The organism is Pseudarthrobacter phenanthrenivorans Sphe3, from assembly GCF_000189535.1.
GTDB classification, from domain to species: domain Bacteria; phylum Actinomycetota; class Actinomycetes; order Actinomycetales; family Micrococcaceae; genus Arthrobacter; species Arthrobacter phenanthrenivorans.
The window spans coordinates 2,300,474-2,326,424 of the sequence record NC_015145.1; the positions used below are offsets into that span (position 1 = coordinate 2,300,474).

General features: G+C 66.1%; 26 protein-coding genes and 1 tRNA gene. 9 read left to right on the plus strand and 18 right to left on the minus strand.

Translation table 11 applies throughout. The features are described 5' to 3' along the window. Positions 1-113: 113 nt before the first annotated feature. Both ASPHE3_RS10585 and ASPHE3_RS10590 read left to right on the plus strand, forming a co-directional pair. Positions 114-1,037 carry a LysR family transcriptional regulator gene (locus ASPHE3_RS10585; protein WP_013601226.1) on the plus strand — a complete coding sequence of 308 codons (924 nt, stop codon included), beginning with the start codon at positions 114-116 and terminating at the stop codon, positions 1,035-1,037. A 39-nt stretch (positions 1,038-1,076) separates the two neighbouring features. Continuing rightward, positions 1,077-1,583: a DUF2004 domain-containing protein gene (locus tag ASPHE3_RS10590; protein WP_013601227.1), complete on the plus strand. Its 507-nt coding sequence runs from the start codon at positions 1,077-1,079 to the stop codon at positions 1,581-1,583. A gap of 69 nt (positions 1,584-1,652) precedes the next feature. Here the strand turns inward: ASPHE3_RS10590 and metE are convergent, their stop codons facing one another. The 8 genes from metE to ASPHE3_RS10630 form a co-directional block, all read right to left on the minus strand. Further along, positions 1,653-3,995: a 5-methyltetrahydropteroyltriglutamate--homocysteine S-methyltransferase gene (gene metE, locus ASPHE3_RS10595; protein WP_013601228.1), complete on the minus strand. Its 2,343-nt coding sequence runs from the start codon at positions 3,993-3,995 to the stop codon at positions 1,653-1,655. Positions 3,996-4,060: 65 nt separating this feature from the next. Then, positions 4,061-5,023 carry a methylenetetrahydrofolate reductase gene (locus ASPHE3_RS10600; protein ID WP_013601229.1) on the minus strand — a complete coding sequence of 321 codons (963 nt, stop codon included), beginning with the start codon at positions 5,021-5,023 and terminating at the stop codon, positions 4,061-4,063. Between the two features lie 324 nt (positions 5,024-5,347). Beyond that, positions 5,348-6,094, minus strand: coding sequence for a hypothetical protein (locus tag ASPHE3_RS10605; protein WP_049786059.1), 747 nt, complete (start codon positions 6,092-6,094; stop codon positions 5,348-5,350). Beyond that, complete coding sequence (locus tag ASPHE3_RS10610; protein WP_254362846.1) at positions 6,091-7,197, minus strand: vWA domain-containing protein; 1,107 nt, start codon at positions 7,195-7,197, stop codon at positions 6,091-6,093. Before ASPHE3_RS10610 ends, ASPHE3_RS10605 begins: the two co-directional genes overlap by 4 nt. After that, positions 7,194-8,237: a vWA domain-containing protein gene (locus ASPHE3_RS10615; protein WP_013601232.1), complete on the minus strand. Its 1,044-nt coding sequence runs from the start codon at positions 8,235-8,237 to the stop codon at positions 7,194-7,196. Before ASPHE3_RS10615 ends, ASPHE3_RS10610 begins: the two co-directional genes overlap by 4 nt. Continuing rightward, complete coding sequence (locus tag ASPHE3_RS10620) at positions 8,228-8,698, minus strand: hypothetical protein (RefSeq protein WP_013601233.1); 471 nt, start codon at positions 8,696-8,698, stop codon at positions 8,228-8,230. The genes ASPHE3_RS10615 and ASPHE3_RS10620 overlap by 10 nt, the downstream gene beginning before the upstream one ends. Then, positions 8,688-9,587 carry a DUF58 domain-containing protein gene (locus ASPHE3_RS10625; protein ID WP_013601234.1) on the minus strand — a complete coding sequence of 300 codons (900 nt, stop codon included), beginning with the start codon at positions 9,585-9,587 and terminating at the stop codon, positions 8,688-8,690. The genes ASPHE3_RS10620 and ASPHE3_RS10625 overlap by 11 nt, the downstream gene beginning before the upstream one ends. 7 nt (positions 9,588-9,594) lie before the next feature. Beyond that, on the minus strand, positions 9,595-10,602 hold the full coding sequence (locus ASPHE3_RS10630; protein WP_041652820.1) for an AAA family ATPase: 1,008 nt from the start codon (positions 10,600-10,602) through the stop codon (positions 9,595-9,597). Positions 10,603-10,741: 139 nt separating this feature from the next. Here ASPHE3_RS10630 and ASPHE3_RS10635 point away from each other — a divergent pair, with 139 nt between their 5' ends. Together ASPHE3_RS10635 and ASPHE3_RS10640 are read left to right on the plus strand one after the other, a co-directional pair. Further along, positions 10,742-10,945 (plus strand): hypothetical protein, encoded by a 204-nt coding sequence (locus ASPHE3_RS10635; protein WP_120692344.1) that lies wholly within the window; start codon positions 10,742-10,744, stop codon positions 10,943-10,945. Positions 10,946-10,978: 33 nt separating this feature from the next. After that, the gene (locus ASPHE3_RS10640) at positions 10,979-12,070 is read left to right on the plus strand and encodes a metallophosphoesterase (RefSeq protein WP_013601237.1); all 1,092 of its coding nucleotides are present in this window, start codon (positions 10,979-10,981) and stop codon (positions 12,068-12,070) included. A gap of 34 nt (positions 12,071-12,104) precedes the next feature. Here the strand turns inward: ASPHE3_RS10640 and ASPHE3_RS10645 are convergent, their stop codons facing one another. From ASPHE3_RS10645 to ASPHE3_RS10670, 6 genes are all read right to left on the minus strand, one after another. Then, positions 12,105-12,980 (minus strand): carbohydrate ABC transporter permease, encoded by an 876-nt coding sequence (locus ASPHE3_RS10645; RefSeq protein WP_013601238.1) that lies wholly within the window; start codon positions 12,978-12,980, stop codon positions 12,105-12,107. Further along, entirely contained in the window at positions 12,977-13,858 is an 882-nt protein-coding gene (locus ASPHE3_RS10650) for a carbohydrate ABC transporter permease (RefSeq protein WP_013601239.1), read from the minus strand. Before ASPHE3_RS10650 ends, ASPHE3_RS10645 begins: the two co-directional genes overlap by 4 nt. A 3-nt stretch (positions 13,859-13,861) precedes the next feature. Beyond that, a complete protein-coding gene (locus ASPHE3_RS10655) occupies positions 13,862-15,214 on the minus strand; it encodes an extracellular solute-binding protein (protein ID WP_041652094.1) in 1,353 nt (450 codons plus the stop codon). Positions 15,215-15,333: 119 nt separating this feature from the next. After that, a complete protein-coding gene (locus tag ASPHE3_RS10660) occupies positions 15,334-16,536 on the minus strand; it encodes an ROK family transcriptional regulator (RefSeq protein ID WP_013601241.1) in 1,203 nt (400 codons plus the stop codon). Positions 16,537-16,730: 194 nt separating this feature from the next. After that, on the minus strand, positions 16,731-17,933 hold the full coding sequence (locus ASPHE3_RS10665; RefSeq protein ID WP_041652095.1) for a class I SAM-dependent methyltransferase: 1,203 nt from the start codon (positions 17,931-17,933) through the stop codon (positions 16,731-16,733). A 64-nt stretch (positions 17,934-17,997) separates the two neighbouring features. Next, positions 17,998-19,083, minus strand: coding sequence for an FAD-dependent oxidoreductase (locus ASPHE3_RS10670; RefSeq protein WP_013601243.1), 1,086 nt, complete (start codon positions 19,081-19,083; stop codon positions 17,998-18,000). 66 nt (positions 19,084-19,149) lie between these two features. On the opposite strand from ASPHE3_RS10670, the gene ASPHE3_RS10675 reads away from it, so the two are divergent. Further along, positions 19,150-20,466 carry a class I SAM-dependent methyltransferase gene (locus ASPHE3_RS10675; protein ID WP_013601244.1) on the plus strand — a complete coding sequence of 439 codons (1,317 nt, stop codon included), beginning with the start codon at positions 19,150-19,152 and terminating at the stop codon, positions 20,464-20,466. 106 nt (positions 20,467-20,572) lie between these two features. Here ASPHE3_RS10675 and ASPHE3_RS10680 read toward each other — a convergent pair. Continuing rightward, a tRNA-Ala gene (locus tag ASPHE3_RS10680) sits at positions 20,573-20,645 on the minus strand. Between the two features lie 334 nt (positions 20,646-20,979). Here ASPHE3_RS10680 and ASPHE3_RS10685 point away from each other — a divergent pair. Next, complete coding sequence (locus tag ASPHE3_RS10685; protein WP_236021813.1) at positions 20,980-21,327, plus strand: hypothetical protein; 348 nt, start codon at positions 20,980-20,982, stop codon at positions 21,325-21,327. Between the two features lie 2 nt (positions 21,328-21,329). Here the strand turns inward: ASPHE3_RS10685 and ASPHE3_RS10690 are convergent, their stop codons facing one another. Further along, positions 21,330-21,701: a hypothetical protein gene (locus ASPHE3_RS10690; protein ID WP_013601246.1), complete on the minus strand. Its 372-nt coding sequence runs from the start codon at positions 21,699-21,701 to the stop codon at positions 21,330-21,332. Between the two features lie 202 nt (positions 21,702-21,903). On the opposite strand from ASPHE3_RS10690, the gene ASPHE3_RS10695 reads away from it, so the two are divergent. Beyond that, on the plus strand, positions 21,904-22,935 hold the full coding sequence (locus tag ASPHE3_RS10695; RefSeq protein WP_013601247.1) for a DNA-processing protein DprA: 1,032 nt from the start codon (positions 21,904-21,906) through the stop codon (positions 22,933-22,935). On the opposite strand, the gene ASPHE3_RS21460 is transcribed toward ASPHE3_RS10695, so the two are convergent. Then, positions 22,893-23,444 carry an ImmA/IrrE family metallo-endopeptidase gene (locus tag ASPHE3_RS21460; RefSeq protein ID WP_081459839.1) on the minus strand — a complete coding sequence of 184 codons (552 nt, stop codon included), beginning with the start codon at positions 23,442-23,444 and terminating at the stop codon, positions 22,893-22,895. The genes ASPHE3_RS10695 and ASPHE3_RS21460 overlap by 43 nt on opposite strands. Next, positions 23,441-23,941 (minus strand): helix-turn-helix domain-containing protein, encoded by a 501-nt coding sequence (locus ASPHE3_RS10705; protein ID WP_013601249.1) that lies wholly within the window; start codon positions 23,939-23,941, stop codon positions 23,441-23,443. Before ASPHE3_RS10705 ends, ASPHE3_RS21460 begins: the two co-directional genes overlap by 4 nt. 396 nt (positions 23,942-24,337) lie before the next feature. On the opposite strand from ASPHE3_RS10705, the gene ASPHE3_RS10710 reads away from it, so the two are divergent. Both ASPHE3_RS10710 and ASPHE3_RS10715 read left to right on the plus strand, forming a co-directional pair. Beyond that, positions 24,338-25,303: a nucleotidyltransferase domain-containing protein gene (locus tag ASPHE3_RS10710; protein ID WP_013601250.1), complete on the plus strand. Its 966-nt coding sequence runs from the start codon at positions 24,338-24,340 to the stop codon at positions 25,301-25,303. Next, complete coding sequence (locus tag ASPHE3_RS10715) at positions 25,300-25,914, plus strand: hypothetical protein (RefSeq protein WP_013601251.1); 615 nt, start codon at positions 25,300-25,302, stop codon at positions 25,912-25,914. Before ASPHE3_RS10710 ends, ASPHE3_RS10715 begins: the two co-directional genes overlap by 4 nt. The last annotated feature ends 37 nt before the right edge of the window (positions 25,915-25,951 follow it).

The window sequence follows — 25,951 nt, forward strand, 5'->3', positions numbered from 1 at the left end:
GAACATTTGCCGCTGGGCTGGGTATGCAGAGGGCAATTCGGCACCATCTCCCCAGTGGATGGGTGGGATGGGCGGCAGTTTTTTCGGCGGCTGCCGCGGAGTACTGTGGGCGGGTGGTAAACCCGGTACACCTGAAGACCCTCCTTGAGGTCACCCGCCTCGGCTCCTTCGCTGCAGCGGCGGCAACACTGGGCTACACGGCTTCGGCCGTCTCCCAGCAGATGTCCGCGCTGGAGCGCGACACCGGGGTTGTCCTGTTCCAGCGTTCGGCCCGCAGCGTGGTTCCCACGGAAGCCGCCATCGTCATGACCCGCCACGCCGCCAAGGTGCTGACGGACATCGAAGCGCTGATGGCCTCCGCTGCAAGGACGCAGGACTCCGCGAACCAGGAGCTCCGGCTGGGGATCTTCCCCAGCCTGGCAACCTACGTGCTGCCGCGCATCCTGAAGAACCCGGCGTGGAAGAACCTGGGCATCGATCTAAGGGTGTCCGTGGCCGAACCGGGGCAAACCATCCAGGGGCTGCGGACCGGCGGCGAACTGGACCTTGCCGTGGTTTTCCAGGTGGGGCAGACCGGCTTCGCCTGGCCCAACACCATCAACCGGCAGTGGATCGGGGACGACGACTTCCGTGTGGTGCTGCCGGCCGGCTGGGGCTTCCGCTCCGATGCCAAGGTGGCAGCGGACCACCTCTCCGACATGCCGTGGATCATGCACCACCCGGGAACCAGCGACGCGATGGTGATCGAGCGGCTCTTCGCCGGCTGCAACCTGCACCCGCGGGTGGTGGCCCACAGCGACGACTTCCATGCCAGCCTGGAAATGGCGGCCGCCGGGCTGGGCGCCGCCCTGGTTCCCGAGCTCGCGCTGCGCAACAAGCCGGCGGGCGTGGTGGTGCTGGATGTCCCCGAAATCCGGCTTGCCCGCAACGTCTTCGCCCTCATTATCAATGACCGGAAAACCGCGCGGGTGCAGCTCTTCGTTGACCTTCTGGCCGAGACACTCGCCGGGATGCGCACCTCCGTGAATTCGGCCTGAACGCTGGAATGCACCGCCCTTGAGGTCTATGTTGAAACTATGAACAAGGTAGCGAGCCGGCACTTTGGCGAAATTGAGCTCAACCACGGCAGGGATCACTTCATCGCTGCCAAACATGAGCTGCGGGGCCATCCGCTGGAACTCGACCTGAACATCACCGCCCACGACCACTTTGACGAAGCCGCGCTGCGCAAGGTCGACTACCGGTTGCGGTTCCTGCCCGAACTCGTGGACGAGGTCCGGGACATGATCGCCGCGGAGCTGGAGCAGGAAGGCACCAGCCCGCAGGAGTACCTGCATTTCCACTGCAATGCCCTCAAGGACGAGCAGCTGCAGAAGGTGTTCGGAGTGACCCACCGCAGCCAGCTCACCAATGAGGTGTTCCTCAGGGCACTAAAACTGGGCCACGTGGGCATTTATCCGGGCCAGCCGGAGCGCTACTTCGTGCTGGACTTCACGCTGGGCGAGCACTTCACGGACGAGGTCCTGGTGGCCTCGGCCGACGAGGACGGCGTGGTTGACGACGAAATCCTCTGGGAGTCCTGAAGAGGAAATATTAAACGCACGACGTCGGCGGCCCACCTGAGGTGGGCAGCCGACGTCGTTCTTTTGTGCTTACTTCGCTGCTGCCAGCAGTTCCGCGCGGACCGTCCGGGTTGCCTTTACCAGGTTGCGCAGGGACTCTTCAGTCTCGGCGTAGCCGCGGGTCTTCAGGCCGCAGTCCGGGTTGACCCAGAGCTGGCGGGACGGGACGTGCTTGACGGCGGTGGCCAGCAGTTCGGTTACTTCACCCTCACCCGGTACGCGCGGCGAGTGGATGTCGTAGACGCCGGGGCCAACGCCGCGGCCGAAGCCGTGGGATTCGAGGTCGTGCACAACCTCCATGCGGGAACGGGCGGCCTCGATGGAAGTCACGTCAGCGTCCAGGCCGTCGATCGCGTCGATAATCACCCCGAACTCGGAATAGCAGAGGTGGGTGTGGATCTGGGTGGCGTCGGCAGCACCGGCGGTGGCCAGGCGGAAGGAGTCCACGGACCACTTGAGGTAGTCGGCGTGGTCTGCCTTGCGCAGCGGGAGGAGTTCGCGCAGGGCCGGCTCGTCCACCTGGATCACCTTGATGCCGGCGGCTTCGAGGTCTGCGATCTCGTCGCGCAGTGCCAGGCCCACCTGGTTGGCGGTCTCGCGCAGCGGCTGGTCGTCGCGGACGAAGGACCAGGCCAGGATGGTGACCGGACCGGTGAGCATGCCCTTCATCGGCTTGCTGGTCAGCGACTGTGCATACTCGGCCCAGGCAACGGTGATGGGAGCGCTGCGGGTGACGTCGCCCCACAGGATGGACGGACGGGTGCACCGGGAGCCGTAGGACTGGACCCAGCCGTGGACCGTGACGTCGAAGCCTTCAAGGTTCTCGGCGAAGTACTGGACCATGTCGTTGCGCTCGGGCTCGCCGTGGACCAGGACGTCGTAGCCGAGCTCTTCCTGCAGCTCAACGACGCGCTTGATTTCGTCCTTCATGAGCTGTTCGTACTGCGCGTCAGTCAGGTCGCCCTTATTGTTGCGTGCCCGGGCTGAACGGATTTCCGGGGTCTGCGGGAAGGAGCCGATGGTGGTGGTGGGAAGCGGCGGCAGGTGCAGTGCTTCTTCCTGGGCGGCTTCCCGGACCGAGTACTCGGAGCGGGCGAAGTCGGCGGCGGTCAGGGCTTCCGTGCGGGCGCGCACGTCAGCGCGCCGTACGCCTTCTGCGGTGGCGCGGGATCCGATGACGGCCGTCGCTTCGTCGATTGCTGCCTGGGCGGAGGCGGGATCGGCCAGGTAGGACGCGAGGGTCTTGACCTCCACGGCTTTCTGGTCAGAGAACGCCAGCCAGCTGCGGAGCTGATCGGACAGCTGGGTTTCCTCGGCGACGTCGTGCGGAACATGCTGGGTGGAGGTGGAGGTGCAGACGGTGACTTTGCCGGCCGCGGCCTTCAGTTCGTCCAGCTTCGCGGCGGAACCGGCGAGGTCGTTGCGCCAGATGTTGTGGCCGTCCACGACGCCGGCAACCAGGGTCTTGTTGCCCAGGCCTGCGAGGGCGGCCGCAGAGGGAACAGCGCCCTTGAAAACGTCGATGTGGAGGGCTTCGATGTTGGTGGCAGCGAGGGTGCCCAGCTGGCCGTCCAGTGAGCCGTACGGGGTGGACACGAGGATCTGCGGGCGCTTGGCCCCAGCCGTGAGGACTTCGTAGGCGCGGGCCACTGCGGCCTCGACTTCCCCGGCGGGGGTGTCCTGGTCAACCACAAGGGCGGGCTCGTCGAGCTGGACCCAGGTGGCTCCGGCGGCGGCGAGCTTCTCAAGCAGCTGGACGTAAACGGGCAGGATGTCCTCAAGGCGGGACAGCGGCGCGAACCCGGCGGGGGCGCCGTCGGACGCCTTGGACAGGAGCAGGTAGGTAACCGGGCCAACAATGTACGGGCGGGTTTCGATGCCGTTGGCCAGGGCGAAGGCGAACTCGTCCACCTTGGCGGTGGAGGCAAGGGTGAATTCGGTTTCCGGACCGATTTCCGGCACCAGGTAGTGGTAGTTGGTGTCGAACCACTTGGTCATTTCCAGCGGCTGCTGGTCCTTGGTGCCGCGGGCCAGCGTGAAGTAGCCGTCAATGTCCAGCTGTCCCCCGGCGTTGAGGAGCTTGCCGAAGCGGGCCGGTACAGCACCAAGGTGCGCGGTGGTGTCCAGGACCTGGTCGTAGTACGAGAAGGTGCCCGGCACTGCGGCGGCTTCGGTCAGGCCGAGCTCCTGCAGGCGCCTTGCGGTGGTCAGCTGGATGTCTTTTGCGGCGGCGTCCAGCGCGGCAGCGTCGATCTTGCCGGCCCAGTAGGCCTCGACGGCCTTCTTGAGTTCGCGGCGGCGGCCGATGCGGGGGTAGCCCAAGAGCGAGGCGGACGGGAAGGGAGTGGTTTTGGGCGTGCTGAAGTCAGTCATGGGAGTCTCCCGGAAAGTTGGAGCGCAAACGGGCGCTCTGGTGAAAGTGTGTGTTCTGCGGCTGTTCAGCTGGCGAGCTGGGGTGCCGTGGAGTGACGGCGCAGGCTGGCGTGGCTGCGCCGCGGAAGGGCCAGCTTGTCCAGGACCTCCAGCGCGCTTTGGTGCTCGTTGAAGGTGTAGATGTGGATGCCCGGCGCCCCTGCGTCCAGGGCCGCATTGGCCAGGTCCACGGTGGCGTCGACTCCGATATGGAGGCGTTCAAGGTCGCTGTCCGCGGCGGCCATGCGTTCCAGCAGCTCCGCAGCGGGCTCCACGCCGGTCAGTTCACCCAGCCGTTTCAGCCGGCGAAGGCTGGTGAGCGGCATGACCCCGGGAATGATCGGGATGGTGACGCCGGCACGGCGGGCCCTGGTCAGCAGGTCCGCATACTGCTCGGTATGGAAGAAGACCTGCGTAATGGCGAAATCGGCGCCGGAACGCTGCTTGGCAAGCAGCACCTCGACGTCGTGCTCTTCACTGGGTGACTCAGGATGGCGGGTGGGGTACGCCGCCACGCCTACCGCAATCTTTCCGGCGCACAGCAGCGCCGACCTGCGCTGCTCCACCCGGCGGATGAGCTCGATCAGGTCCTGCGCATAGCGCAGTGAGCCGGCTGCAGGTTCGCCGCCGTCCTTGGGCAAGTCGCCGCGAAGGGCCAGGATGCCGCGAACGCCGGTATCCAACAGTTCGCCAATGATTCCGGCGAGTTCCTGGGGCGTGTTGCCGACGCAGGTCAGGTGGGCCAGCGGCCGGAGCGTCGTTTCCAGCAGGAGGCGGTTGATAAGTTCGACGGCGGTGTCCCGGTTGGAGCCACTGGCACCATAGGTGACGGAGACGTAGTCCGGCTCAGTGGTTTCCAGTTCCCGGATGGTGGTCCACAGCGTTTCTGCGGCTGCCGGGGAACGGGGCGGGAACAGCTCATAGGAGAGCGCCACCGGGGCGGCGTCGGAGAGATTCGGGTGTGTATCAATAAGGCTTGGTGGTGACATTTGCGTCCTTGGCTTTGGGCCATTGGGGCTGCCGCCGCCAAGAAGCGGGGTAGCCGGCAATGAATTGAGTTTGGGGAACACGGAAAAACTCCACAGGACGCAGCCGCGACTGTTACGCCTGGATCGAAGCTTTCCGTGAGCAAATGTCAGGCCCACATGGGGGCACCCACACCCTCCCGGAGGAGGATCGCTGACACGTTACCTCGGTAACTTGTATAAGACTCTAGGAGGGGCCGGGAGAGCATTCAAGTTGGCGTCCGAATTAAGACGCACTTTTACGCCTGCTTTCGCTCCTGCACGGAATAATGTTCGTCCTCCTGGCTCCTACCAGGGACGCGCAGGGCTGTTGTACTGGGTGTCTCCCAGGTATTCCTCCCGTTCGCGCCCTTCGTTGCGTTCCCACTGGGCCTGCCGCGCACTGTCCTCCAGCTGCTCCAGCTTGTCCTGCAGCCCTGGGTCCGGGCCGGGCTCTTGCGGGTTTTCGTCCTGCCCGCCTTCCTGTGCCGGCTCCTGGGTGCCCTCGGCGAGTTTTTCCTGCAGCCGTGCCTCAGCTCGGGCGAGTTTATCTCCCGTCCCGGCCGGATGTCCTGCGGAGAAGCAGCCTTCCGGTGCCGACGCCACGGCCGCGAGCGCTTCCTGGAACAGGCCGGCCGCGGAGGCAGGATCTTCCGACGCGGCCTTTTGGTCGCCCAGGTGTTCAATTGCCAGGACCAGGTTGACCCGGATGATGCAGTCCTCGTTGGACCCGGACCGTGCCTGCGGGAGCAGGCCCAACCCTTCCTCGAACCGGTGGCGGGCCGCGCCGAAGTCCCCGGCAAGGACATCGGCGTCGCCCGCCGCGAACAGTGCTTTGTGCGGCTCAATGATGTTGGCCGGTTGAAGCCCCTCCGCTGCGGTTCTGACGGACGTTGCGTCGCTGGCCTCGAAAGCGCCCGCCGCACGCCCGGCCAGCAGGCCAAGGCTCAGGAGCTTGGCGGCAAGGCAGAGCACCAGGACCACCGGGACAGCAGACCAGGCGAGCAGGCGCCGTCGTGATGCCCTGCCGGGCCCAGCGTCCATGCGCGGGGTCATCGCACCACCGCCTTGGTGACACGGCGCCTGTTCGCCGGGTGCGCGGTGGCAGGCCGGAGCTCAGCGGACTGGCGGACCAGCTGGACCAGTTCCGCCAGGCCAAGGACAAAGGCCCCGGCCGCGGGAAGCCCGTAAAGCTCGGTCCGTGCCCCCAGTTCCCGCATTCCATCAGCCACGGACCCGGCGTCAATGTCGCCTGCCCGCGCATCCCGCATGACAGGAGCAACAGGGTCTCCTGCTGACCGGTGGACGTAGGGAACGCCCAGCTGTCCCGCGATCCGCTCCAACCCGGCTTCGTCCATGCTGGAGACCGCGTCCTCGCCGGTGCTGTCCTTGACATAGGGACGGTCATCGCCGGCTGTGGGGCCGCCGCCGTCCTCGCGGCCGATGTTCTCCCGCCCGGTGTTCTCCCGCATCTTTCCACCGGCGGCAGTGCCGTACCCCAGCACCGCTCCCCCGGCCACCAGGCCGTCCAGGTCCATCGGGCCGGGCTCCTGGCCGGTGGTCTGCTCGCCGTCGCCCAGGTAGAAGACGAGGCGCGGCCGTTCAGGGTGGCTCTCACGGGCAGCTTCCAGGCGTTCGGAAAGCACCTGGCGTGCGGCGGTGATGCTGCTGCCTTTGGCGTAGGCGGTCACCTGCGGTTCCAGGACGGAGGTGATGGTGTCCAGCGCCAGGGTATCGGTGGTCAGCGGCATCCGGACATGTGCCTTGGTGTCGAAGGTAATGACGGAAAAGCGGGCTCCGGGCAGTTCTCCGGCAATGGCAGCGATATCCCGCCGGACCCCCTCCATCCGGGGCAGCCCGTCGCCATAGTCCTCGGCCACCATGCTGGTGGTGGTGTCCACTACCAGGAAGACGTTGAGGTCGGTGGTGACAGCCTGTGCTTCACCGCCGGGCAGTCCGGGGCGGACCGCGGCACCGGCCAGGAGCAGCACGAGCGCTGTCCGGCGAAGCCATGGCCGCACGCCGGGATGCATCCCCCGCCCCGGGACGCGCCCCGCGCCCGGCCGCAGGCCCCGGTAGAGCCGCCATCCCGTTAGTACCAGGGCCGCAACGAGGACGGGAAGCAGGAGCCACCACGGCAGGATTGGCTGCAGTGTCACGGCCGCAGCCTCCAGCCGGCAACAGCAAGGACCAGCCCGGACAGGAGTGCTATGGCCAGAGGCAGCGCCGGTTCGTCGGAAATGACGGCCCGCGGGACACCCTCCAGGGCTGTTTTTTCCGTTTCCTCGACTCCGCGAACCACGCCGGGCACCGCTTCGGGATTGTCCAGTGCATAGTAGGCGCCGCCGGTGGACTCCGCTGCGGCCCTTAGGTGCCCGCCGGGCTGGCCCGGTCCGGCACCGTAGTCGAGGTCCCCCGGGTTGAGCGCATACACACGAACGGCCCGGTCCCGGGCCAGCGAGGCCGCTTCATCAAGGGTCAGGATCGGCTCGCCGGAGAGGAAGTTGTCCGTAGCGAGGACGACGGTCCGCGAGCGCTGGTGTTCCGTGAGGTTCCGGCCGGTCCCCGAGTCGCCGCTGCTTTCCGGCTTCCGGTGTTCAAACTTCCCGTGCGGAAAGCTGTTCAGGCAGGATGCCAGGCCGTCCCCGATGAGTGACGAGCCCCGGCCGCTCCACGTGCCGTCAAGGAATCCTGAACTTCCGGGCACACCAGTGAAAGCGTCCCGTGCCAGCTTCAGCTGCTCCTGTGCGTAGCCGTAATCGTCGGTCAGCGGAAAGACCTGGATGGCTGTGCTGTCGAAGATTGTCAGGCCGATCCGCTCGCCCTCGAATTCGCTGGCGAGGGTGGCGAAGACGTCCACAACGGCGGCGTCGGCACTGCTCATGGAACCTGACGCATCAAGGCACAGCATGATGTCCCGGTTGTGCTGTTCCGGGCGGACGGTGGTCACTTCCACGGGCCGTGCGGCTGCCACCGCCGTGGAGAGGAGCAGCGACGTGCAGGCCACCGCGGCGGTGGCCAGCCAGCGGCGGTGCCGCCGCAATGCCGCCTGGTATTCCGGCAGCTGGGTGAGCCTGTCCGCGTGCGCCACCGGCCGTCGTCGTGCGTTGGCCTTCCTGTCCGGCCTCAGGGCCCACCACAACGCTGCGCCCGCCGGCAGTACGGCCAGCGGCAGCAGCCACCACCAGATCAGTTCCATGCCTGCACCACCCTCCGGGCCGATGCGGCCGAACCGGCCACGGACGGAACCGGTCCGGGGCCGAACTCGGCCGGATACAGCTCCCCCACCAGGGCCGCTGCCGCCGGCAGGGGGTGCCGTGCCAGATCCGCCTGGGTCATTCGTGGTGCGTCCACCCCGGTGGCGTCGCGGACGAACTTCCGCAGGAGGAGGCTGATGTGCTGGTGCGCCTCCCGTGCGCTGAGCTTCCCGGCGGCGGCGTCCCGCTCCACATCATTGATCCTTTGCAGGTAGGCGGCCTGCAGCCGTGGCAGGTCCGTCAGCCGGGAGGTCCGCGTGCCGCTGTCCAGGTCCGGTGCCGTGCGGGTGGCCATGAAGAGCCAGGCGTACCAGGCGGCCACGAGGACCAGGAGCGCGACCCCGGCCCAGCCCCATGCCGGGGCATACTGGAGCGGGCCGTAGAAGTCCTGGTCAGCCTGCACGGCGGTGCCTTTCCAGGAGCGCGAAGAGCGAGGTCATGACGTCCCCCGTGCCGGCGACTTCACCCGCTGTCACCGCCGCCTGGCGCAGCATGTCCTTCCGCCCGGCGTCCCGTTCGGCGACGGCGCCCGCGTAGGCGGCGGCAACTTCCGGGACGCCGGCAAGGTGTGAAAGAAGAGGGTAGGAGCCGGAAACGCTGTAGGAATCCGTCCCGGGACCCGGCGGGAGGAATGTGCCCTGCGGGGCCAGTTCGGCATCCCGGATGGTGAGCCAGAGGATCTCATGCTGGGCGCGTAACCGCCGGAGCAAGCGGCTGATGGCCGCAGTCGCTGCCACCTCGTCGGCGACGACGAACAGGAGGTGGCGTCCTTTGACGCTTCGTGCCACGTGGTCCAGCTGGTCCTCAAGCCTGCTCGGGGCGGCGTCCAGTGTCGCCGCGGAATCCACCTGCCTCAGGAGGCGCTCCAGGTGCGCCTCACCGCCTTTGGCGGGCAGCGCCGTCGTCCGTTCGGAATCGCCGCAGACCAGCCCCACGAGGTCGCCGTGCCGGTGCGCGAGGTATGCCATGACCCCCAGGGCCATCACGGCCACGTCCTTCTTGGACTCCCCGGTGCGGGAGACAGCTGCCATGTTGCGGCCGGTGTCCGTGACCAGCAGGACAGTCTGCCGGCGGACGGCCACGTAGCGCCGGATGAGCGGCGACCCGTGGCGCGCGGTGGCTTTCCAGTCGATATCGCGGACCTCGTCCCCCGGCACATAGGCCCGCAGGTCATCAAAGTCCAGGCTGCGGCCGCGGAACACAGAACCGTATTCGCCGTCCAGCATGCCGCGGGCTTTGCGGTGCGCGAAGATGGCCATGTCCGACTTCACCCGGGTCAGGAGACTGGTCATGCCGCCCTCAGGGGGTTTGGACCGCAGCGACGACGGCGTCAATCACCGTTTCCACCCGGACCTGCTCAGCCACGGCGTCGAAGTTCAGGATCAGGCGGTGGCGCAGGACCCGGTGGGCCAGGGACTTCACGTCCTCCGGGATGACGTGGTCCCTGCCGTTGAGGAGGGCCACCGCCCGTGCTGCCTGGCTGAAGGCAATGCTTGCCCGGGGGCTGGCGCCGAATTCAATGAATCCGGCCAGCCGCGGATCAATGTACTGGCCCGCATTCCTGGTGACGAACACCAGTCCCACGATGTAGTTGATGACGGCGGGGTCAAGGTAGATGCGCCGGACCAGCTCCTGGACTGCCGTGAGGGCATCCAGGGAGGCAGCGGCAGCGGGCGCCTGGTCCGCGGTGTACACCCCGGCGTCGATGCGGCGGATGATTTCTGCCTCCTCCGCCGGGGACGGGTAGTCCAGCACGTCCTTGAGCATGAACCGGTCCATCTGGGCTTCGGGCAGCTGGTAGGTGCCCTCCTGCTCGATGGGGTTCTGCGTGGCGAGCACCATGAAGGGCGAAGGCAGCCGGTATTCCTGCCCCCCGATGGAGGTCTGGCGTTCCTGCATGGCTTCGAGCATGGCGCTCTGGGTCTTGGCGCTGGAACGGTTGATCTCATCCAGGAGCACGATGTTGGCGTGGACCGGTCCCAGCTGGGTGACGAAGGTGCCTTTGGCGGCATCGTAGATCTGGGTGCCCACAATGTCGCTGGGCAGCAGGTCCGGAGTGCACTGGATGCGCCGGAAATCTCCACTGACGGCGTCCGCAAGCGTTTGCGCCGCCGTGGTCTTTGCCAGCCCCGGGACGCTCTCGAGCAGGATGTGCCCGCCCGTCAGCAGGCCCACCAGCAGCGATTCCCGCAGCCTGGACTGGCCTACCACCTTCGTGTCGAAGCTCCGGCCGATGCCGGCCGCCAGCTGTTGTGCCCGGGCCAGTTCCGCCGGCTCGATTCTTGCGGACGCGCTGGTCGAAAGCACTGGACGTTCCCCCTGGTGGCTGTACTGGGCATGGCTGCCGGCCGGCTGCACTCCGCCGCCATCCTATCCAAGAACAATGCCGTGATCCGGGCAATGGGGACCCCTCCCCATGAAGGGGTGCGAGGTCTATTCTTTTGACATGAGCGAGCTTCCAGCCAGTTACAAGGAGTTTCTCGCCGACAAGAGCGAGATGTTCGTCAGCACCGTCAAGCCCGTCCTGCAGCAATCGGCGGCGGACAAACTGCACGGCGTCCGGGTCACCTACAACCCCGGAGCCACCGGCCACCAGGCCCACATCGACGAGACACTCCCGTTCGGGGTGGTCATGGAGGACATCGACTAAAGCGGCCCGCGAAGCAGGGCGAAGGGAGCCGCAATGCGCGGTCGCAGAACCATGCCCGCCGTTGCAGGCGTGGTTCTCGCCGCCGCGGCCGTATTGGGACTCATAGCTTGGCAGGCCCCCACGCTTCCCCGGCAGGAGCCTTTGCCTTCCGCGGGCGCGCCGTTTGCGGCCCCGGGAGAACCGCCCACGTCCGTCCCCCTTCCCGGCCGCGAACTGCACGTGACCGCCGCCGGCGACTACTCCGCCCGTCCAGCAGCAGCTGCAGTCCTGGCACGGATTGGCGCCATCAAGCCCGACCTGCATTTCGCCCTGGGTGACCTGTCATATGGGGTACAGGGCAGCGAGCAAAGCTGGTGCGATCTGGTGACTTCAAACGCCGGGACCGGGTTGCCGTTCGAACTTGTGTCCGGCAACCATGAAAGCAATGGCCTGAACGGCAACATCGACGACTTTGCCGCATGCCTCCCCAACCGGTTGCCCGGGCTGGTGGGCTCCTATGGCCGCCAGTATTACGCGGACGTCCCGCTGCAGGAGCCACTGGCCAGGTTCATCATGGTATCGCCCGGCATTCCCTTTGCCGACGGAACGTGGGACTACACTCCCGGGAGCCCCAACTATGAATGGACGGCGGCCGCAATCGACGATGCCAGGACCGCCGGCATCCCATGGGTTGTGGTGGGAATGCACACTCCGTGCCTGTCCATGGGCGTCTACGACTGCCCGGCGGGAACTGCGATCACTACCATGATGCTCACCAAGAAAGTCGATCTGGTCCTCAACGCCCATGAACACCTGTACCAGCGCAGTAAGCAATTGTCCGTCGGGCCCGGCTGCCCAGGAATCCAACCAGGGATCTTCACCGCAGACTGCGTGAATGACGGCGACAACACCCTGGAAAAGGGCTCGGGAACCGTGTTCGCAACGGTTGGCACGGGCGGCACTGACCTGAGGGACGTAAATACCGGCGATCCAGAGGCGGCATACTTCGCTGCGTACTCGGGCCGCAACGCCAGCCCAAGCCACGGGCTGCTGGACCTTCGGCTCACCGAAACGTCACTCACTGCCCGTTTCATAGCTACCACCGGAGCCTTCCAGGACCAGTTCCAGATCGGTTCCGGCAACTAGGCCGGTATCCGCTGCGCCCCACGCCCACCGGACGTCAGCCCCGCACAGCTCCGGAGAGTGCGAAGGAACTGCCTGCGCCCCTGGCAACGATGACGTACAGAGCCAGCACCGGTAGTGAATACAGGATAGAGAATGCCGCCAGCTGGCCGTAGGCCACTGCCCCATGCTGCCCGAAGAAGCTGAAAATGGACACCGCGGCAGGCTGGCGCGCCTCCGACAGGAGCAGCACGAAGGGGACGAAGAAGTTCCCCCATGCCTGGATGAACACGAAGATGAACACCACCCCGAGGCCCTGCCTCATCAACGGCAGCACGATGGTGCGAAGGGCAGTCATCCTGGTGGCGCCGTCCACCCACGCGGCTTCCTCCATGGACACGGGGACACCGTCCATGAAATTCTTGGTCATCCAAATGGCCATGGGCAACGTGGTGGTGGCCATGAAGAAGATAGTGGCAGGCATCGAGTCCAGCAGTTCGAACTGGACGAACAGCCCGTACACCGGCACCATGATGGCGGTGATGGGCAGGCACGTCCCAAAGAGGACCGTGTACAGGAACGGGCGGTTGAACCTGGACTGGTAGCGCGACAACGGGTACGCAGCAAGCACCGCTGCCGCCAACGTCACAGCGCCGGTCCCCCCGGAGAGCACCATGCTGTTCCACAGGGGCCGCAGCAGCAGCTCCGGTGTGGCGACGGCGGCGAAGTTCGCCAGGCCGACCGTTTCCGGAAGCTTAAGCTCGTGTCCGGCTTCGGCGTCGAGGGATGCCACGATGAGCCAGAGCAGGGGCAGCAGGAAGCAGGCACCGATCAGGAGCAGCACCACGTCAGCCGGCGTACTCCTCCTGCGCCGCGGGGTGGACACGTGCGTGCCGGCCGGAAGCCTGCGCGAGGTCCTGGCGGGGGCCGTCATGGCTTGGGATCCCTGAGCAGCCGGATATAGGCCACGCCAAACACGGCACCGATGAGGATGAGCACGGATGCCACAGCCGTCCCGTATCCGATGTCCCCGAACTTGAACGCCTCGAGGTACGCGAGGACCGGCAGGGTGGTGCTGCCGTTGGCCGGCCCGCCCGCAGTCATCACCCAGACGAGGGTGAACACGGCAAGTGTCTGCAGGGTTATCAGCATCAGGTTGGTGGCAATGCTTCCGCGGATCATGGGCAGTGTGATGAAGAAGAGCCGCTGCCAGCCGTGCGCGCCGTCCATCTGGGCCGCTTCGCTGACCTCGGAAGGGACCTCGTTGAGCGCAGCACGGTACACCAGCATGGAAAACGCCGTGCCCCGCCACACGTTGGCCAGCATCACAGCCACCATGGGGAAGGCGTAGAGCCAGTCAGTCCGGCCCAGCCCCACAGCGCCGAGCAGCTGGTTCAAGGTCCCGTCGGCGCTGAAGTAGGCGTAGGCGGCGAAGGCGGCCACGATTTCGGGAAGCACCCAGGCGGCAACCACGGTGGTGCCAACCGCAGCCGCGACCACAGGCCGGGCCCGCTGCATCAGGACAGCCAGGGCGAGCCCCAGCAGGTTCTGCCCCAGCACCGCCGAACCGCCCACGAACAGCACGGTGAGCAGGAGGGAGAGCGGGAACACGGGATCCGCCAGCAGCCGCTGGTAGTTCTCCAGGCCCACCCACGACGGGTTGCGGGCACTGCGGCCGGTCAGTCCGGCATTGGTGAGTGAGGCCTGGAACGCCCACAGCACCGGGCCGGCAAGAAAAACCACCAGGAGCAGGACGGCCGGGAGGACCGGTAAGTAGCGAAGCCACTGCCGGGCCGCGGAGGAAAGCTGCACGGTCTACTTCCGGACGGTCTTCCCGCCACCCACGATGTCCGTCACTGCGGCGTCGTAATCCGCCGCCGCCTGTTCAGGGGTCCGGGTACCGGTGATCACGGCTTCCGTTGCTTCCTGCACAGCAGCGGAGATCCGCGGGTAGTCGGACGTGGCGGGGCGGTACCGGGTCACCGAAACAAGCTCCGAAACGTCCCTCACGAACGGGTTGGCGTCCAGGTATCCCTGGTCGGCAGCAACGTCCTTGCGCACGGCAATCTGCGAACTTTCCACCGTAAAGGCGAGGGAGTTTTCCTTATTGAGGGCGGTGGTGAGGAAACTGAAGGCCAGCTCAGGCTCCTTGGTTCCCGCCCCGAGTGCCAGCGTCCAGCCGCCGGACATGCTCACGGCTCCGGGAGCCTGGCCGTTCTGGGTGGGAAACGGGGCAACGCCCATCTCCTGCTCGTAACCGGGCCACTCGTAGCTTCCGCCGTCCTGCCAGAACGACGGCGCGTAGGAGCCTTCCACGGTGGCGCCCAGCTTGGCGTTGGGGAACCATTCGCCGAAGACCTTTTTCCACACATTGGCATCCAGGGCCTCTGCGGGAGAGACGGCCAACTGTTCGTCGTACAGGGTTTTCAGGAAGGCCAGGGAATCCGTGAACCCGGCAGAGCCCACCACCCATTTCCCCGCGTCTTCGTCATAAAGGCTGGATCCGGTTCCGTAGAGAAGTTCGTAGAAGCCCTGCATGACAGTGCCTTCACCGGTCCCCTTGCCGGCGTACAGGTTGAACGGGATGACCGCGGGATCGTTGGCTTTGATCTTCCTGGCCGTGTCCAGGATGTCCTGCCAGCTCCGCGGCTCCCAAGGGAGGGTGACGCCGGCGGCCTCAAGGACCTTCCTGTTGTACCAGATGGCGCGTGTGTCGGTGCCCAGCGGCACCGCGTACGTACCGCCGTCGTCCGCCCGCCCTGCTGCCTTGGCGCCGTCGTCGAAATTGTCCCATTCCTCCCAGCCTTCAAGGTGGCTGTCAAGCTTCAGCAGGTACCCGGCATCAACGTCGGAGCGGACCTTGAACGTGTCCTCGTAGAAGACGTCAGGCGCCGTGGACGGTGATCTCAAGGCAAGGGCCAGTTTGGTCCCGTAGTCGTCGTCATTCGCCTGGATGGGCTGCAGCTCCACCGTGACGCCCTGGTGGGCCGCCTCGAAATCCTGCTTGGCGGCTTGCATCATGGTGTCCAGGGCGGTGAAAGAATCCGTCTTCTGGTAAGCGACTTTGAGGGTTTCTGAAGAATCACCCGGTTCGCCAGGACTGCACGCCGTAAGGACGACCACCGCCGCAGCAATGAGGGACATGGCCTTCAGGGTCCTGCGACGCATGGCGCTCCATTCAGTTGATGGCTGGGACCCCTATGGCAGCGGGCCCCCAGCCGCGGCATTTATGCACATGCTAGATGGGCGTCCTGCTGCAGGCAAGGCACCCCTGCCGCGCGCAACCTTCAGCTCTCCAGGAGGAGCCGCTGGGCCCGCGGGGCCAGCGTGTGTTCCAGGACCAGGGAGGCCGCGCCGATGGCGCCGACGTCGTCCCCTACACCCGTGCCTACCACCTCGATGGGATGGATCAGCCGGGTGTCACTGTGGGCTTCCAGGAGTGCCGGAACTTTTTCCAGGTAGCGTTCAGCGAGGCGGCTCCAGAACGGCCCGCCGAATACCACCCGCTCAACGTCCAGGGTGTTGGTGACCACGGCTGCCGCCCTTGCCACCCGCACGGCGGACTTGTCGATGATGGCCAGCGCCTGTTCGTTTCCCTCGTCGGCGAGATCGCACAACCGGGAAAAGCTCTGCTGGATCTCCGCGCCGCTGTTGCCCGACCGTGAACCGTCCAGGATGCCTGCAGCTTCCGCCTCGGCCACCAGTACCTGGGGAATGCACGTGACTTTCACGCACCCGCGCAGCCCGCAGTCGCACTGCGGACCGTCCGGATCCACCACGATGTGCCCGATTTCGCCTGCATTGCCGGACGTCCCCCGGATCACTTCGTCATTGAGCACGATGCCGCAGCCTATGCCGGTGCCCATGTACATGAAGATGAAGCTGCCCGAGCCGCTGGGCCCGCCCGCCCATGTTTCGGCGACCGCTGCGCTGGTGACATCCTTGTCCACCAGCACGGAGTATCCCGTGGCTTCGGACAGCGCACTGCGCAGCTCCACCCGGTCCCAGCCGGGGAGCAGCGGCGGATCCACCACGGTGCCGTTGTCCAGGTCGATGGGACCGGGCGCGGCGAGCCCCAGGCCGGCAATCCTTTCCCGGTCCACCCCCGAGTCCGCCACCAGCTGGGCGATCTCATCGGCGATGGTGGTGATGACAGCCGAAGGATCGTTGCCCCCGGGGGTCTTGATCCGCGAATGCCGGACAACAGCCCCCACGAGGTCCAGGACCACGAACGTGGTGACGGCGGGGTCAAGATGGACTCCGAGTGCGAAGACGCCGCCGGGGTTGAGCCGCAGGATGGTGCGGGGCTTTCCCGGCCCGCTGCCTTCCTTGCCGGCCTCCACAATCAGGTTCTGGTCCAGGAGGCGCCGGGAAATGTTGGAGATGGTCTGCGGCGAGAGGCCCACGATCTGGGCGAGCTCCACCCGGCTCAGCCCTCCGGTGGACCTGCGGATGGCATCGAGGATCACCGTGAGGTTGAAGTCCCCCATCCTTGGCAGGTTGGTTCCGCGCCTCGGTGAGGATTGGCGGATCTCAGTCACAGCGTCCCCTAAACGTCTTCGGCCACGTACTTATGGTGATGCATGAATCGTACGTTACGCGTGGGCGCAGACCCATACGCCCGGACGACGGCGCGGCGTGGCTGCCTTGGCCCCCGGCGGGGCTGCAGGCGGGCGTTTGGTGGTTATGCGTCCGCCGGTCCGCTGCTCCGACGGGTACTGACGGTCACGGTGAACTTGGGGTTCCGGCCCTTGACGACGGTGGGCCCCACATGGCGCTCCAGCGCGGGCAGGTAGGGCAGGTGGCGGTTGAAGACCGTCCACAGTTCACCGTGCGGGGTGAGGACCCGGCCTGCCGCCTCAATCAGTTTCAATCCGGCACCCGCGTGCACTCCCGCACCCGTGTGGAACGGCGGATTAAGCAGGACCAGGTCAGCGCTGGCTGCGGCCATGGTGCCCAATGCATCGTCCTGGAGCACCGTGATCCTTTCGGATAACCCGTTTGCCCCGGCTGTGGCCCGCGCGGAGGCCACAGCGGCGGCGGACTGGTCCGTGGCGGTCACCGCCGAGCCCGGATGCTGGCGGGCATACATGGCAGCCAGGATCCCGGTGCCACAACCCAGGTCGACGGCATGCCGGGCTGCCTTCATCTGCGGCAGGAAGGTCAGCAGGAACCGCGTGCCAATGTCCAGTTTGGTACCCGCGAAGACGGCACCGTGGGCGGCCACGTCAAGGTCCAGTTCCGCGAGGTGCTCCACCACCGGGTACTGTTCCCGCTCACCGTCCCGCCGCGGCCCCGTGGCCACGATGACACGGGATTTCTGCCGGGCGAGCTGGGGCTGGACTGAACCGAAGTGGCGCTCAAGCACGGCGTTCATGCCGAGCGTCATGTGCTTGATCCGGCCGCCGGCCAGGAGCACCACGTCCGCAGCCGCATACCTTGCCACCGCCGCCGCGATCTCGTCCAGTTCAGCCAACGTTTTTGGCAGCTGCAGGAGTACCGTCTTCGCGCCGGCCAGGAGGGCGGAACCCAGGGGAAGCTGGGTGAAGCCCTGGCCGCTTGTTGTGCTGCCGCCACTTTCGGCCGCGGTGTCTGGCAGCACAGCGGCCGGCCGCAGCGCGGCCGCATTGAGCTGCAGGGCGCGTTCTCCGGTGATCAGGTCCTGGTGCACGCGGACTGGGCCGGGCGTAAGGGCAGCGAGTGCACCGAGGGTGAGGGCGCCGTACCTGTCTCCGATGATGGCCACACCGCTTGGGCCGGCCATGATCCCGGCAGCGGTTTCCAGCAGGAGCCGGTCCGTGGCGTCCCATGCCTGGAGGTTGGGTGCCTCCACGTCCGGACGCCGCCGGAGCGCGCCGAAGAGATCGTCAAGAGTGTTCAATGCCAATGGTTCCTGCCGCTTTCCTGTGCGTTGTTCTTGGGGCCCGTATCGGGCCGGATGGAAGCGGCACTCAGCCCCATGGTGCGGGTGACGCCGCTACCTGCATTCCGGGCAGTTTGAGAATGGCCGCCACCGCTGCCCGTCCTGCCCGGTTGGCGCCAATGGTGGACGACGACGGGCCATAGCCCACCAGGTGCACCCGGGGTTCGGCTGCCACCTGGGTTCCTTCCATCACGATTCCGCCGCCCGGTCCCCGGAGGTGCAGCGGGGCGAGGTGTTCAAGTTCCGCCCGGAACCCGGTGGCCCACAGAATGACGTCCGCCTCCAGGAAGCCGCCATCCGCTAGCCGGACACCGCTGGGCTGGATGGCGGTGAACATGGGCAACCGGTCAAGGGCGCCCCGTTTTTCCGCTGCCCGCAGGGACGGCGTCCAGATCAGTCCCGTTACTGATACTACGCTTTGCGAGGGCAGGCCCTTGCGGACGCGTTCTTCCACCAGGGCCACGGCATCATGCCCTGCCTTGGCGTTGAACTCCTGGTCCCGCCATACAGGGCTCCTGCGGGTGAACCAGCTGGTGGTGGTCACGCGCGAAATTTCGTCAAGGAGCCCCACGGCCGAGATGCCTCCGCCCACGACTATCACGTGGAGGCCGGTGAACTCCTCCGCAGACACGTAGTCCGCCACGTGCAGCTGCCGTCCCCGGAAGGACGACTGCCCGGGGTAGATGGGCCAGAAGGGACGGGTCCAGGTGCCCGTGGCGTTGATGACAGCCCTCGCTGTCCACTCGCCGGCGGCTGTGGTGCTGATTCCCAGCCGGCCGACGGGGTTTGAATCTTCCCTGCTGACAGAACGCACCTTCACCGGCCGCCGGACAACCAGGCCCAGTTCTTCCTCATAGCCGGCGAAGTAGCGGGTCAGGAACTCCGAGCTGGGTTCGCGGGGATCCACCGCGGGCTTGGCGATGCCGGGAAGATCGCTGATGCCGTTGACAGTCTCCATCCTCAGGCTCTTCCACCGGTGCCGCCACGCGCCTCCGGGACCGTCCTCGCCGTCGAGCACCACGTAGTCCACGCCGCGGCGCTGGAGATGGTAGGCGGCGGAAAGCCCTGCCTGTCCCGCGCCAATGACAACGACGTCGGCTTGGGCAGGACTCACCCACCCATGATAGTCGTGCGGGGGGCTGCGGCCTTAGTCTTGGCCCATGGAGACGGGAGGAGCATCATGACCACAAGCACTGGAAATGCAGGAAGGCTGGCCAAAGCCCTGGCGGTTGTACTGGGCACGGAAGAACTGCCGCTGCGCCTGCGCGCATGGGACGGCTCGGAGGCGGGGCCGGAAGGGGCTCCCGTTTTGGAGTTCCGGTCCCGCCGGGCATTGCGGAGGATCCTGTGGTCCCCCGGCCAACTTGGACTCAGCAGGGCCTATGTGGCCGGCGACATTGACTCCCCCGGGGATATCTTCGCAGCGTTCACGGCCCTCAGCTCGGCAGGGAAGTTCGCGGAGCCCGGCCCGTTCCGGCCGCTCACGGCGGGCGAGATCTGGATCCTGCTGCGCACCGCTGTCCGGTTGGGAGCCCTGGGTCCAAACCCTGCCCCTCCCCCGGAAGAGGCCAGGGTGGTGCGGAAGGGGCGGCTGCATTCGCGCCGCCGTGACTCGGCAGCCATCTCCCACCACTACGACGTGGGCAACGATTTTTATGCCCTGGTCCTGGGGCCGTCCATGGTGTATTCGTGTGCGGTATGGCCGGAAGGATCGGACGCCCGGATGAGCGACGGGGGGCAGCTTACCGCCGGACTGGACGCCGCGCAGGAAGCCAAGCTTGACCTCGTCTGCCGCAAGCTGGGACTGAAACCGGGGATGCGCGTCCTTGATGTGGGCTGCGGATGGGGAAGTTTTGCCCTGCACGCCGCCGGAAAGTACGGGGCCAGCGTTGTAGGCGTTACCCTCTCCACTGAGCAGGCCATCCTTGCGCGAAAGCGCGCTGCGGATGCAGGCCTGACGGAACGTGTGGACATCCGGGTGCAGGATTACCGGGATGTCCGGGACGGTCCTTTCGATGCCATCAGCTCAATCGGGATGTCCGAGCATGTGGGGCGGGAACAGACACCGGGATACGCGGCCGCCCTGTTCAGCCTCCTCCGGCCTGGCGGGCGGCTGCTGAACCATGCCATTTCCTGGAATGCAGGCCCGACCGATCCCGACCCGGATTCCTTCATTCCCCGCTACGTTTTTCCCGACGGCGAGATGATCAGCCTGGGCGAGATGGCCACCGCACTCGAGGGCGCCGGGTTCGAGATCCTGGACGTTGAGGCGTTGCGCCGCCACTATGCGTTGACCTTGCGGGCCTGGGTGAACCGGCTTGAAGCGAACTGGGACGATGCGGTGAAGCTTGCCGGTCTGGGGCGCGCTCGGGTCTGGCGGCTGTACATGGCATCCAGTGCCCTGGGTTTTGAGAACGGGCTGACGGGCGTCAACCAGGTCCTGGTCCAGAGGCCCGGCGGCGGGGAACCGCCGCTGCGGCGGACGGAATGGCTTTAGCTGGCCGCCACGGAATATGACCGGACGAAGAGGGATCGTGCGGGACGAAAAAAGGGACGTTCCCCAAGTGGGGACCGTCCCTTTTGCACCCCCAGGGTGCCTCCGGTGGAGCTGAGGGGACTCGAACCCCTGACCCCCTGCATGCCATGCAGGTGCGCTACCAGCTGCGCCACAGCCCCGGACTGTGCTGCTACCGGTGAAATCCCCCGGAGCAACCTGACCAGCTTAATGCACTTTTGCCCGGCACGCCAATCGGGCCCGAATCGCTCGTGGCTGCGGGCCGGCGTCCGCCATGTCCTCTTGCCGCCGGTTTCTCCGGAGACAAAAAAATCCGCCGGAATCAAAGTGATTCCGGCGGATTGTCCGGTGGACCTCCGTAGAGAGTTTGAGAACCCCTGCCCACACCTGAAAACCCTGTCCTTGCGCAGGTCACGGGGCTTCTACAACCACAACCAGCGCTCCTCCGAGCCTACCGTTTCCGACTCCAGGGGGCGAGTGGTGCGATCACTTGGGATGGCTCAAACCCTCCTTCGACCGGAGCAGGTGGACGATCTGGTGGCGCAGTACCGCGAGGGCGCAACGCTAGTGGAGCTGGCATCCGTGTTCGGAGTGAACCGCCGCACGGTCGCCACCCACCTCGCCCGTCGGGAGGTGACGATTCGCCGTGGACGGTTCGATCCTTCCCGCATCCATGAAGCAGCCGACCTCTACCTCAGCGGGTTGACGCTGGTAGAGGTCGGCATGAAGGTCGGGGCGGGGCCTCAGGCGGTCCGGCAAGCGCTCGCTTCGCACGGTGTCGTGATTCGGCCTGACGGGGGCCGTCGTTCGCGGATCACCGCGTCCTCGTCCGCCGCCGGTTGAGCCTAGGCACGAAGGACCGGCACCCGAGTGTTCGCCTCCGCGAGCGCTTCGTGGCGCTGGTGACGACGGATCGTCGCTTCGCGCAGGCGTGCGCGAGTGAGCAGAACGACGCTCACGGGTCCCATGATGATGAACTTGAGTGCGTTCCAGCATGCCCACAGGACGATGAGGTGGAGCCAGCCGGGGCCGTCGTCGGCTGCCGCGCCAGAGCAGATGCTGGCGATCAGGATGTACGGAAGCGCGACCAGCATCGCGGGTATCCCCCACTTGAGTCCGCGTCGGGTGCGGATGGCAGCGAGCAGTCGGTTGCTCGGCATGTAGCGGTGCAGATAGTCGCGGGTGCGAACGCTGAGCGTCCAGATAAGGCGGAACATGACGGGCCTCTCGTCACACGTGTTACTCCGTCGAGGAGGCAGAACGTGTGTTAGTGCCCGAGGGCCGTCCCGAAGGACCCGCAATATGAGGAGAACCTGCCTCACCACCCACTGTACGCCGGGGTCGGCGTTCACGGAACCCTTCGCCCTTCGGGTTCGGGCTCGCGGTGCACACCTCCTGTAGGAGCGAGAGGACCCGAGGATGACGAACCTGAGCCAGGCAGTCCAGGACGAGCGCACAGCACGGATGGTGCTGTCGATGATCGTCGAACCAGACGACGCCGTGACAGGCCGCCTCCTGGGCGACTTGGGGGTGCGTGAGCTGTTTCGACTCGCCGAGGGTGATGACGTGGTGCCGGGCCTCAGCACCGTTGACGCTCAGGTCTGGCGTGCCCAGTTCGAGCGCTCAGATGCTCGGACACTTGCGCAGCACATCGTCGAAGCCGAGCGCGCTGGTATCGGCACGCTGATACCCGACGACAAGGAGTGGCCATCCGCACTCGACGATCTTGGCGACCGACGGCCATACGTCCTGTGGACTCGTGGCACGACATCCTTCCTCATGCGCCCACTCGGCGATCTCGTCACGATCACCGGAGCGAGGGCCGCGACCTCCTACGGCGAGCATGTGGCCGGGCAGCTGGCCTCCGACCTCGCCAACGCTGAACGGATAGTCGTGACCGGCGGTACGTACGGCATCGAAGGAGCGGCCCACCGAGCAGCCCTTGCATCCGGTGGCGACACGATCGCGGTCATGGCGAACGGCGTTGATCGCCCCTACCCGATGGGCCACCGTGAACTGCTTGAGCGAGTGGCCGACCTCGGCCTCATGGTCAGCGAGGTTCCACCGGGCGCAGTGCCGACGCGCCACCGCTTCCTCGCGCGGGCGCGGCTGATGGCCACATTCTCCGCAGTGACCGTCGTGGTTGAGGCCGGCGTTCGCTCTGGATCAATGACCGTCGCCCGGCGCGCGCACGAACTCGGCCGCGCCGTCGGAGCTGTTCCCGGTCCAGTGACCAGCGCGACGAGCGCAGGCCCACACCTCCTCCTTCAGGATGGCCTCGCGAGGCTGGTCACCGGCACCGGCGATATCGAGTCGTTGGTCGCGCACAAGAACGGTCCCGACCCAGGTCAAGCGATCGGTCGCCGAGATTCACAGCGGCAACCAACCGCGGACCGTTCTCGACCCGCCTATCGGGACACAGCCTGCTTGGCGACACCGGTGGTGTTGTAACGGAAGCGCGCCATCTCGACCGTCACGTCGTACTGGCCGGCAATTTGGTCAACGGGCGTTCGTCGACGCGCTGCACTGAGAAGCAGTGGGCGCGGGAGAAGAAGTGTGCCCCCGAAGGCCGTGGCCTCCTCCTCTTCCTCTGGTTTGCAGGTCCGGAAGGGCATCCCGTTGAGTTCACGAATCTCAGCAAGGTCGTGTTTCAGCATGATGTGCGCCAGTTCGTGCGCAATATCGCTGTTCTGCCGACCCGGAGTCCGGAGCGGGCTAACGACAACGATCCGGCGATCCTCGATCTCGAAGGTCGCGGCGGAGAAGGCGAACGCTTGCAGTCGTTCCAACTCTTCGAGCTCGCGGACGTCCACCAAGTCTGCGGCATCAACGATCGACACATTCAGGTGTTTGGCGAGATCGCGCGGATCAAGGCGATCGTGCGAGGCGAGTCCAAGTTCCTTCCGAACCCGCGCGGCCTCACGTTCGGCCTCTGCCTTGAACCCGCGACGTAGCGTCACAGCTCCCCAGCCGAAACGCGCGCGGCCAACTTGCTGTGCATCTCACCCAAGAGCGAGTTGAGCCGTTCGGGCACCCCGGGCCGGAGCATCGAAGCGGCGCGGAGGTGGCAAGCAACCACCTGGCGCTGAGCCGGCGCCTTGGCCAGGACGTCGTACATGCTGCGCAGCATCTCTGCGATCTTGGATGCAGCATCCGGTTCAAGGCGCGGATCGGAAGCAAGATGCGCGATCGCCTCATCGATTGGCGCCACCTCGCGCAACGCCGTCGGCATGAAGAACTGCCCGGGCGACAAGCCGAGCCACGCGCACAGAAGGGTGAACGAGGTCAGGTCGGGCTGAGCACCTGCCTCGATGCGAGTGAAGGTGCTAAAGCTGACGCCAGCCTCGGCAGCCGCTTGACGAAGCGACAGCTTCCCCCGACGTTCGCGGAGCATCGCACCTAGTTGTGTTAGGTCGAGTCGCTCCATGCCCGGGGCGGTGTCGGAGGTCCCTGTCATGCTGGACTCGCCGTGTTAGTCGCCTCTGTCCGTCTCCGTTCCATGAGCGCAAGCCTAGCGCGTCGTTGACTCGTTGCTGATACGACACTGCGTGTCTCAACGAGACTGATGCCGCTTTGCTGATACAGTCGTGACGTGCTCCAACCTGGAGGCACGCCATCGAGCGCGAACTACAGAGGAGGTGAGGAACATGGCAGGCAAGCGAGGACGCAGCGCGGTCACGGGCCGGTTCGTGAAGCAGTCTACGGTGAAGCGTCACCCGAAGACCACGACTAACGAGAGCACCGGCAGGGGCAGCAAGAAGAAGTAGGCACCGTGCCGCGCTCCGCACCGCACAGCAATGTCGGTGGCAGTGGCTACGGTGATCGACCAGACGAACCAATCAGGAGAACGACTATGAGCGTGACTGACGCCTTCAAGACCTTCCAGGACGTCGTGAACGCCGACATCGCGCACGTCCGCGAAGCCCGCACTCGACGTGATCTCTTCAAGGATGCCTTCGGGGCCGAGGTCGACGTGAAGGAAGTCATCGCGTCCGGATCGCTCGCGCGAGGGACACACAAGGACCCGATCCATGACGTCGATGTGATCGTCGTCTTCGATCAGGAGGAGCATCCTGAGTGGGGAACTCCGGGAGGTTCCGCCGCGGATGCTCTCGATTACACGCGCGGGCGTGTCAACGCGCTGCTCGGGGCGACGAACGGCACCTACGACCACGCCGTCCGGGTGGCCCGGTGGCGCAACCATGCCGTCAAGTGCTTCCTGGATGACCCCGACGATCCTGACGCGTTCACGGTTGATGCCATGCCTGCGCTTCGCCGCGATGGGCGGCTCCTTATTCCGGAAGCACTCTCGGAAGACTGGGTCGCTTGCGACCCAGAGTTCCTGATCGCCGAAGTGGCGGATCGGCACGCGCAGTGGAACAAGTTCGCCGGCACTGTTCGGATGCTCAAGTGGTGGGCTGCCGAGCAAGACACCAAGATCAAGTCTCTCGTCATGGAGGTCCTCGCGCTCGACTTCCTGCCGACGGACGTCAACCAGCCCGCTGCGATCAAGCAGTTCTTCGTCAGTGCCTGCTACCACATCGAGGGTGGGAACGAAGTCGCCGATCCTGCTGGGCTCTGCGGACCGATTCAGCCTGACATCGACTATGACGAGTTCGTCGATTCCCTTCGATCCGCACGAGACAACGCCATCAGGGCCTTCCGGGCGCAGGTGAACAACGACACTGCCGCCGCGATCAAGCACTGGGGCGAGGTCTTTGGCGACGACTTCCCGAAGCCTCCCGCCTCCACTGGCAACCCGGCGCCTGCGGTCGTGCCCGCGGCGCCCCGGCCGGTGAAGGACACTCCGCAGGGATGACTCGCGCAACAGGACCGGATCACGACGCGGGCACCACGGCGCTCAGCCCCGTGCTCTGGACTGAGTGTGAACCTGCGCGACTGGCGCGCGACCAAATTGAGGTCCAGGCATTCGCGCCGTTACTCGAATTCCAGAGCCCCGCAGACGACGGCTTGCCGCACGGCGGATGGATCGGCGTCCTCCCCCGCTGGCCTTTCGAGAGGCCGAAGCCCGAAGCTCTCGATGCGCTGCTCGGGGACCAGGAACTGCGGGTGCTCGTCGCCTACTCCGCAGCGCACCCGATGGTTCCGCCGACCATCTACTCCCTCGATCCGAAGCCGTCGGTCTGGGAACAGACACAGTCCGCATGGCATGTAGCTCCAGGAGGATCACTCTGCCTGCTCCAGAGCGATGGCGGCTGGCAGCCTGAGGCCAGTCTCACCGAGCTTCTGGCGAAAGCATCGGGGTGGCGGATCGAGTACGCCCTCATGAAGGCCGGGCTCATTGATGAGATGTCGGTCAACGGCATCGTCTCTGACCCATCGCACGACCACCTGATTGACCAAGCGATTCAGCAAGCAGCTGCAACACCAGACCCGAACGATGTGGGAGACGCGGATGCCTCCCCGTAATCCCTACATCGTGATGCCCAGAGACGCGGTCACTAAG

What these genes read in the sequence shown, in the direction of transcription:
- metE (WP_013601228.1), bottom strand. Translation starts at nt 3,995, where the DNA reads ATGACTGACTTCAGCACGCCCAAAACCACTCCCTTCCCGTCCGCCTCG.
- ASPHE3_RS10635 (WP_120692344.1), top strand. Translation starts at nt 10,742, where the DNA reads ATGAGCGAGCTTCCAGCCAGTTACAAGGAGTTTCTCGCCGACAAGAGC.
- ASPHE3_RS10590 (WP_013601227.1), top strand. Translation starts at nt 1,077, where the DNA reads ATGAACAAGGTAGCGAGCCGGCACTTTGGCGAAATTGAGCTCAACCAC.
- ASPHE3_RS10615 (WP_013601232.1), bottom strand. Translation starts at nt 8,237, where the DNA reads ATGGAACTGATCTGGTGGTGGCTGCTGCCGCTGGCCGTACTGCCGGCG.
- ASPHE3_RS10710 (WP_013601250.1), top strand. Translation starts at nt 24,338, where the DNA reads ATGAGCGTGACTGACGCCTTCAAGACCTTCCAGGACGTCGTGAACGCC.
- ASPHE3_RS10695 (WP_013601247.1), top strand. Translation starts at nt 21,904, where the DNA reads ATGACGAACCTGAGCCAGGCAGTCCAGGACGAGCGCACAGCACGGATG.
- ASPHE3_RS10690 (WP_013601246.1), bottom strand. Translation starts at nt 21,701, where the DNA reads ATGTTCCGCCTTATCTGGACGCTCAGCGTTCGCACCCGCGACTATCTG.
- ASPHE3_RS10705 (WP_013601249.1), bottom strand. Translation starts at nt 23,941, where the DNA reads ATGACAGGGACCTCCGACACCGCCCCGGGCATGGAGCGACTCGACCTA.
- ASPHE3_RS10640 (WP_013601237.1), top strand. Translation starts at nt 10,979, where the DNA reads ATGCGCGGTCGCAGAACCATGCCCGCCGTTGCAGGCGTGGTTCTCGCC.
- ASPHE3_RS10685 (WP_236021813.1), top strand. Translation starts at nt 20,980, where the DNA reads ATGGCTCAAACCCTCCTTCGACCGGAGCAGGTGGACGATCTGGTGGCG.
- ASPHE3_RS10645 (WP_013601238.1), bottom strand. Translation starts at nt 12,980, where the DNA reads ATGACGGCCCCCGCCAGGACCTCGCGCAGGCTTCCGGCCGGCACGCAC.
- ASPHE3_RS10675 (WP_013601244.1), top strand. Translation starts at nt 19,150, where the DNA reads ATGACCACAAGCACTGGAAATGCAGGAAGGCTGGCCAAAGCCCTGGCG.
- ASPHE3_RS10605 (WP_049786059.1), bottom strand. Translation starts at nt 6,094, where the DNA reads ATGACCCCGCGCATGGACGCTGGGCCCGGCAGGGCATCACGACGGCGC.
- ASPHE3_RS10660 (WP_013601241.1), bottom strand. Translation starts at nt 16,536, where the DNA reads ATGGGGGACTTCAACCTCACGGTGATCCTCGATGCCATCCGCAGGTCC.
- ASPHE3_RS10655 (WP_041652094.1), bottom strand. Translation starts at nt 15,214, where the DNA reads ATGCGTCGCAGGACCCTGAAGGCCATGTCCCTCATTGCTGCGGCGGTG.
- ASPHE3_RS10715 (WP_013601251.1), top strand. Translation starts at nt 25,300, where the DNA reads ATGACTCGCGCAACAGGACCGGATCACGACGCGGGCACCACGGCGCTC.
- ASPHE3_RS10625 (WP_013601234.1), bottom strand. Translation starts at nt 9,587, where the DNA reads ATGACCAGTCTCCTGACCCGGGTGAAGTCGGACATGGCCATCTTCGCG.
- ASPHE3_RS10600 (WP_013601229.1), bottom strand. Translation starts at nt 5,023, where the DNA reads ATGTCACCACCAAGCCTTATTGATACACACCCGAATCTCTCCGACGCC.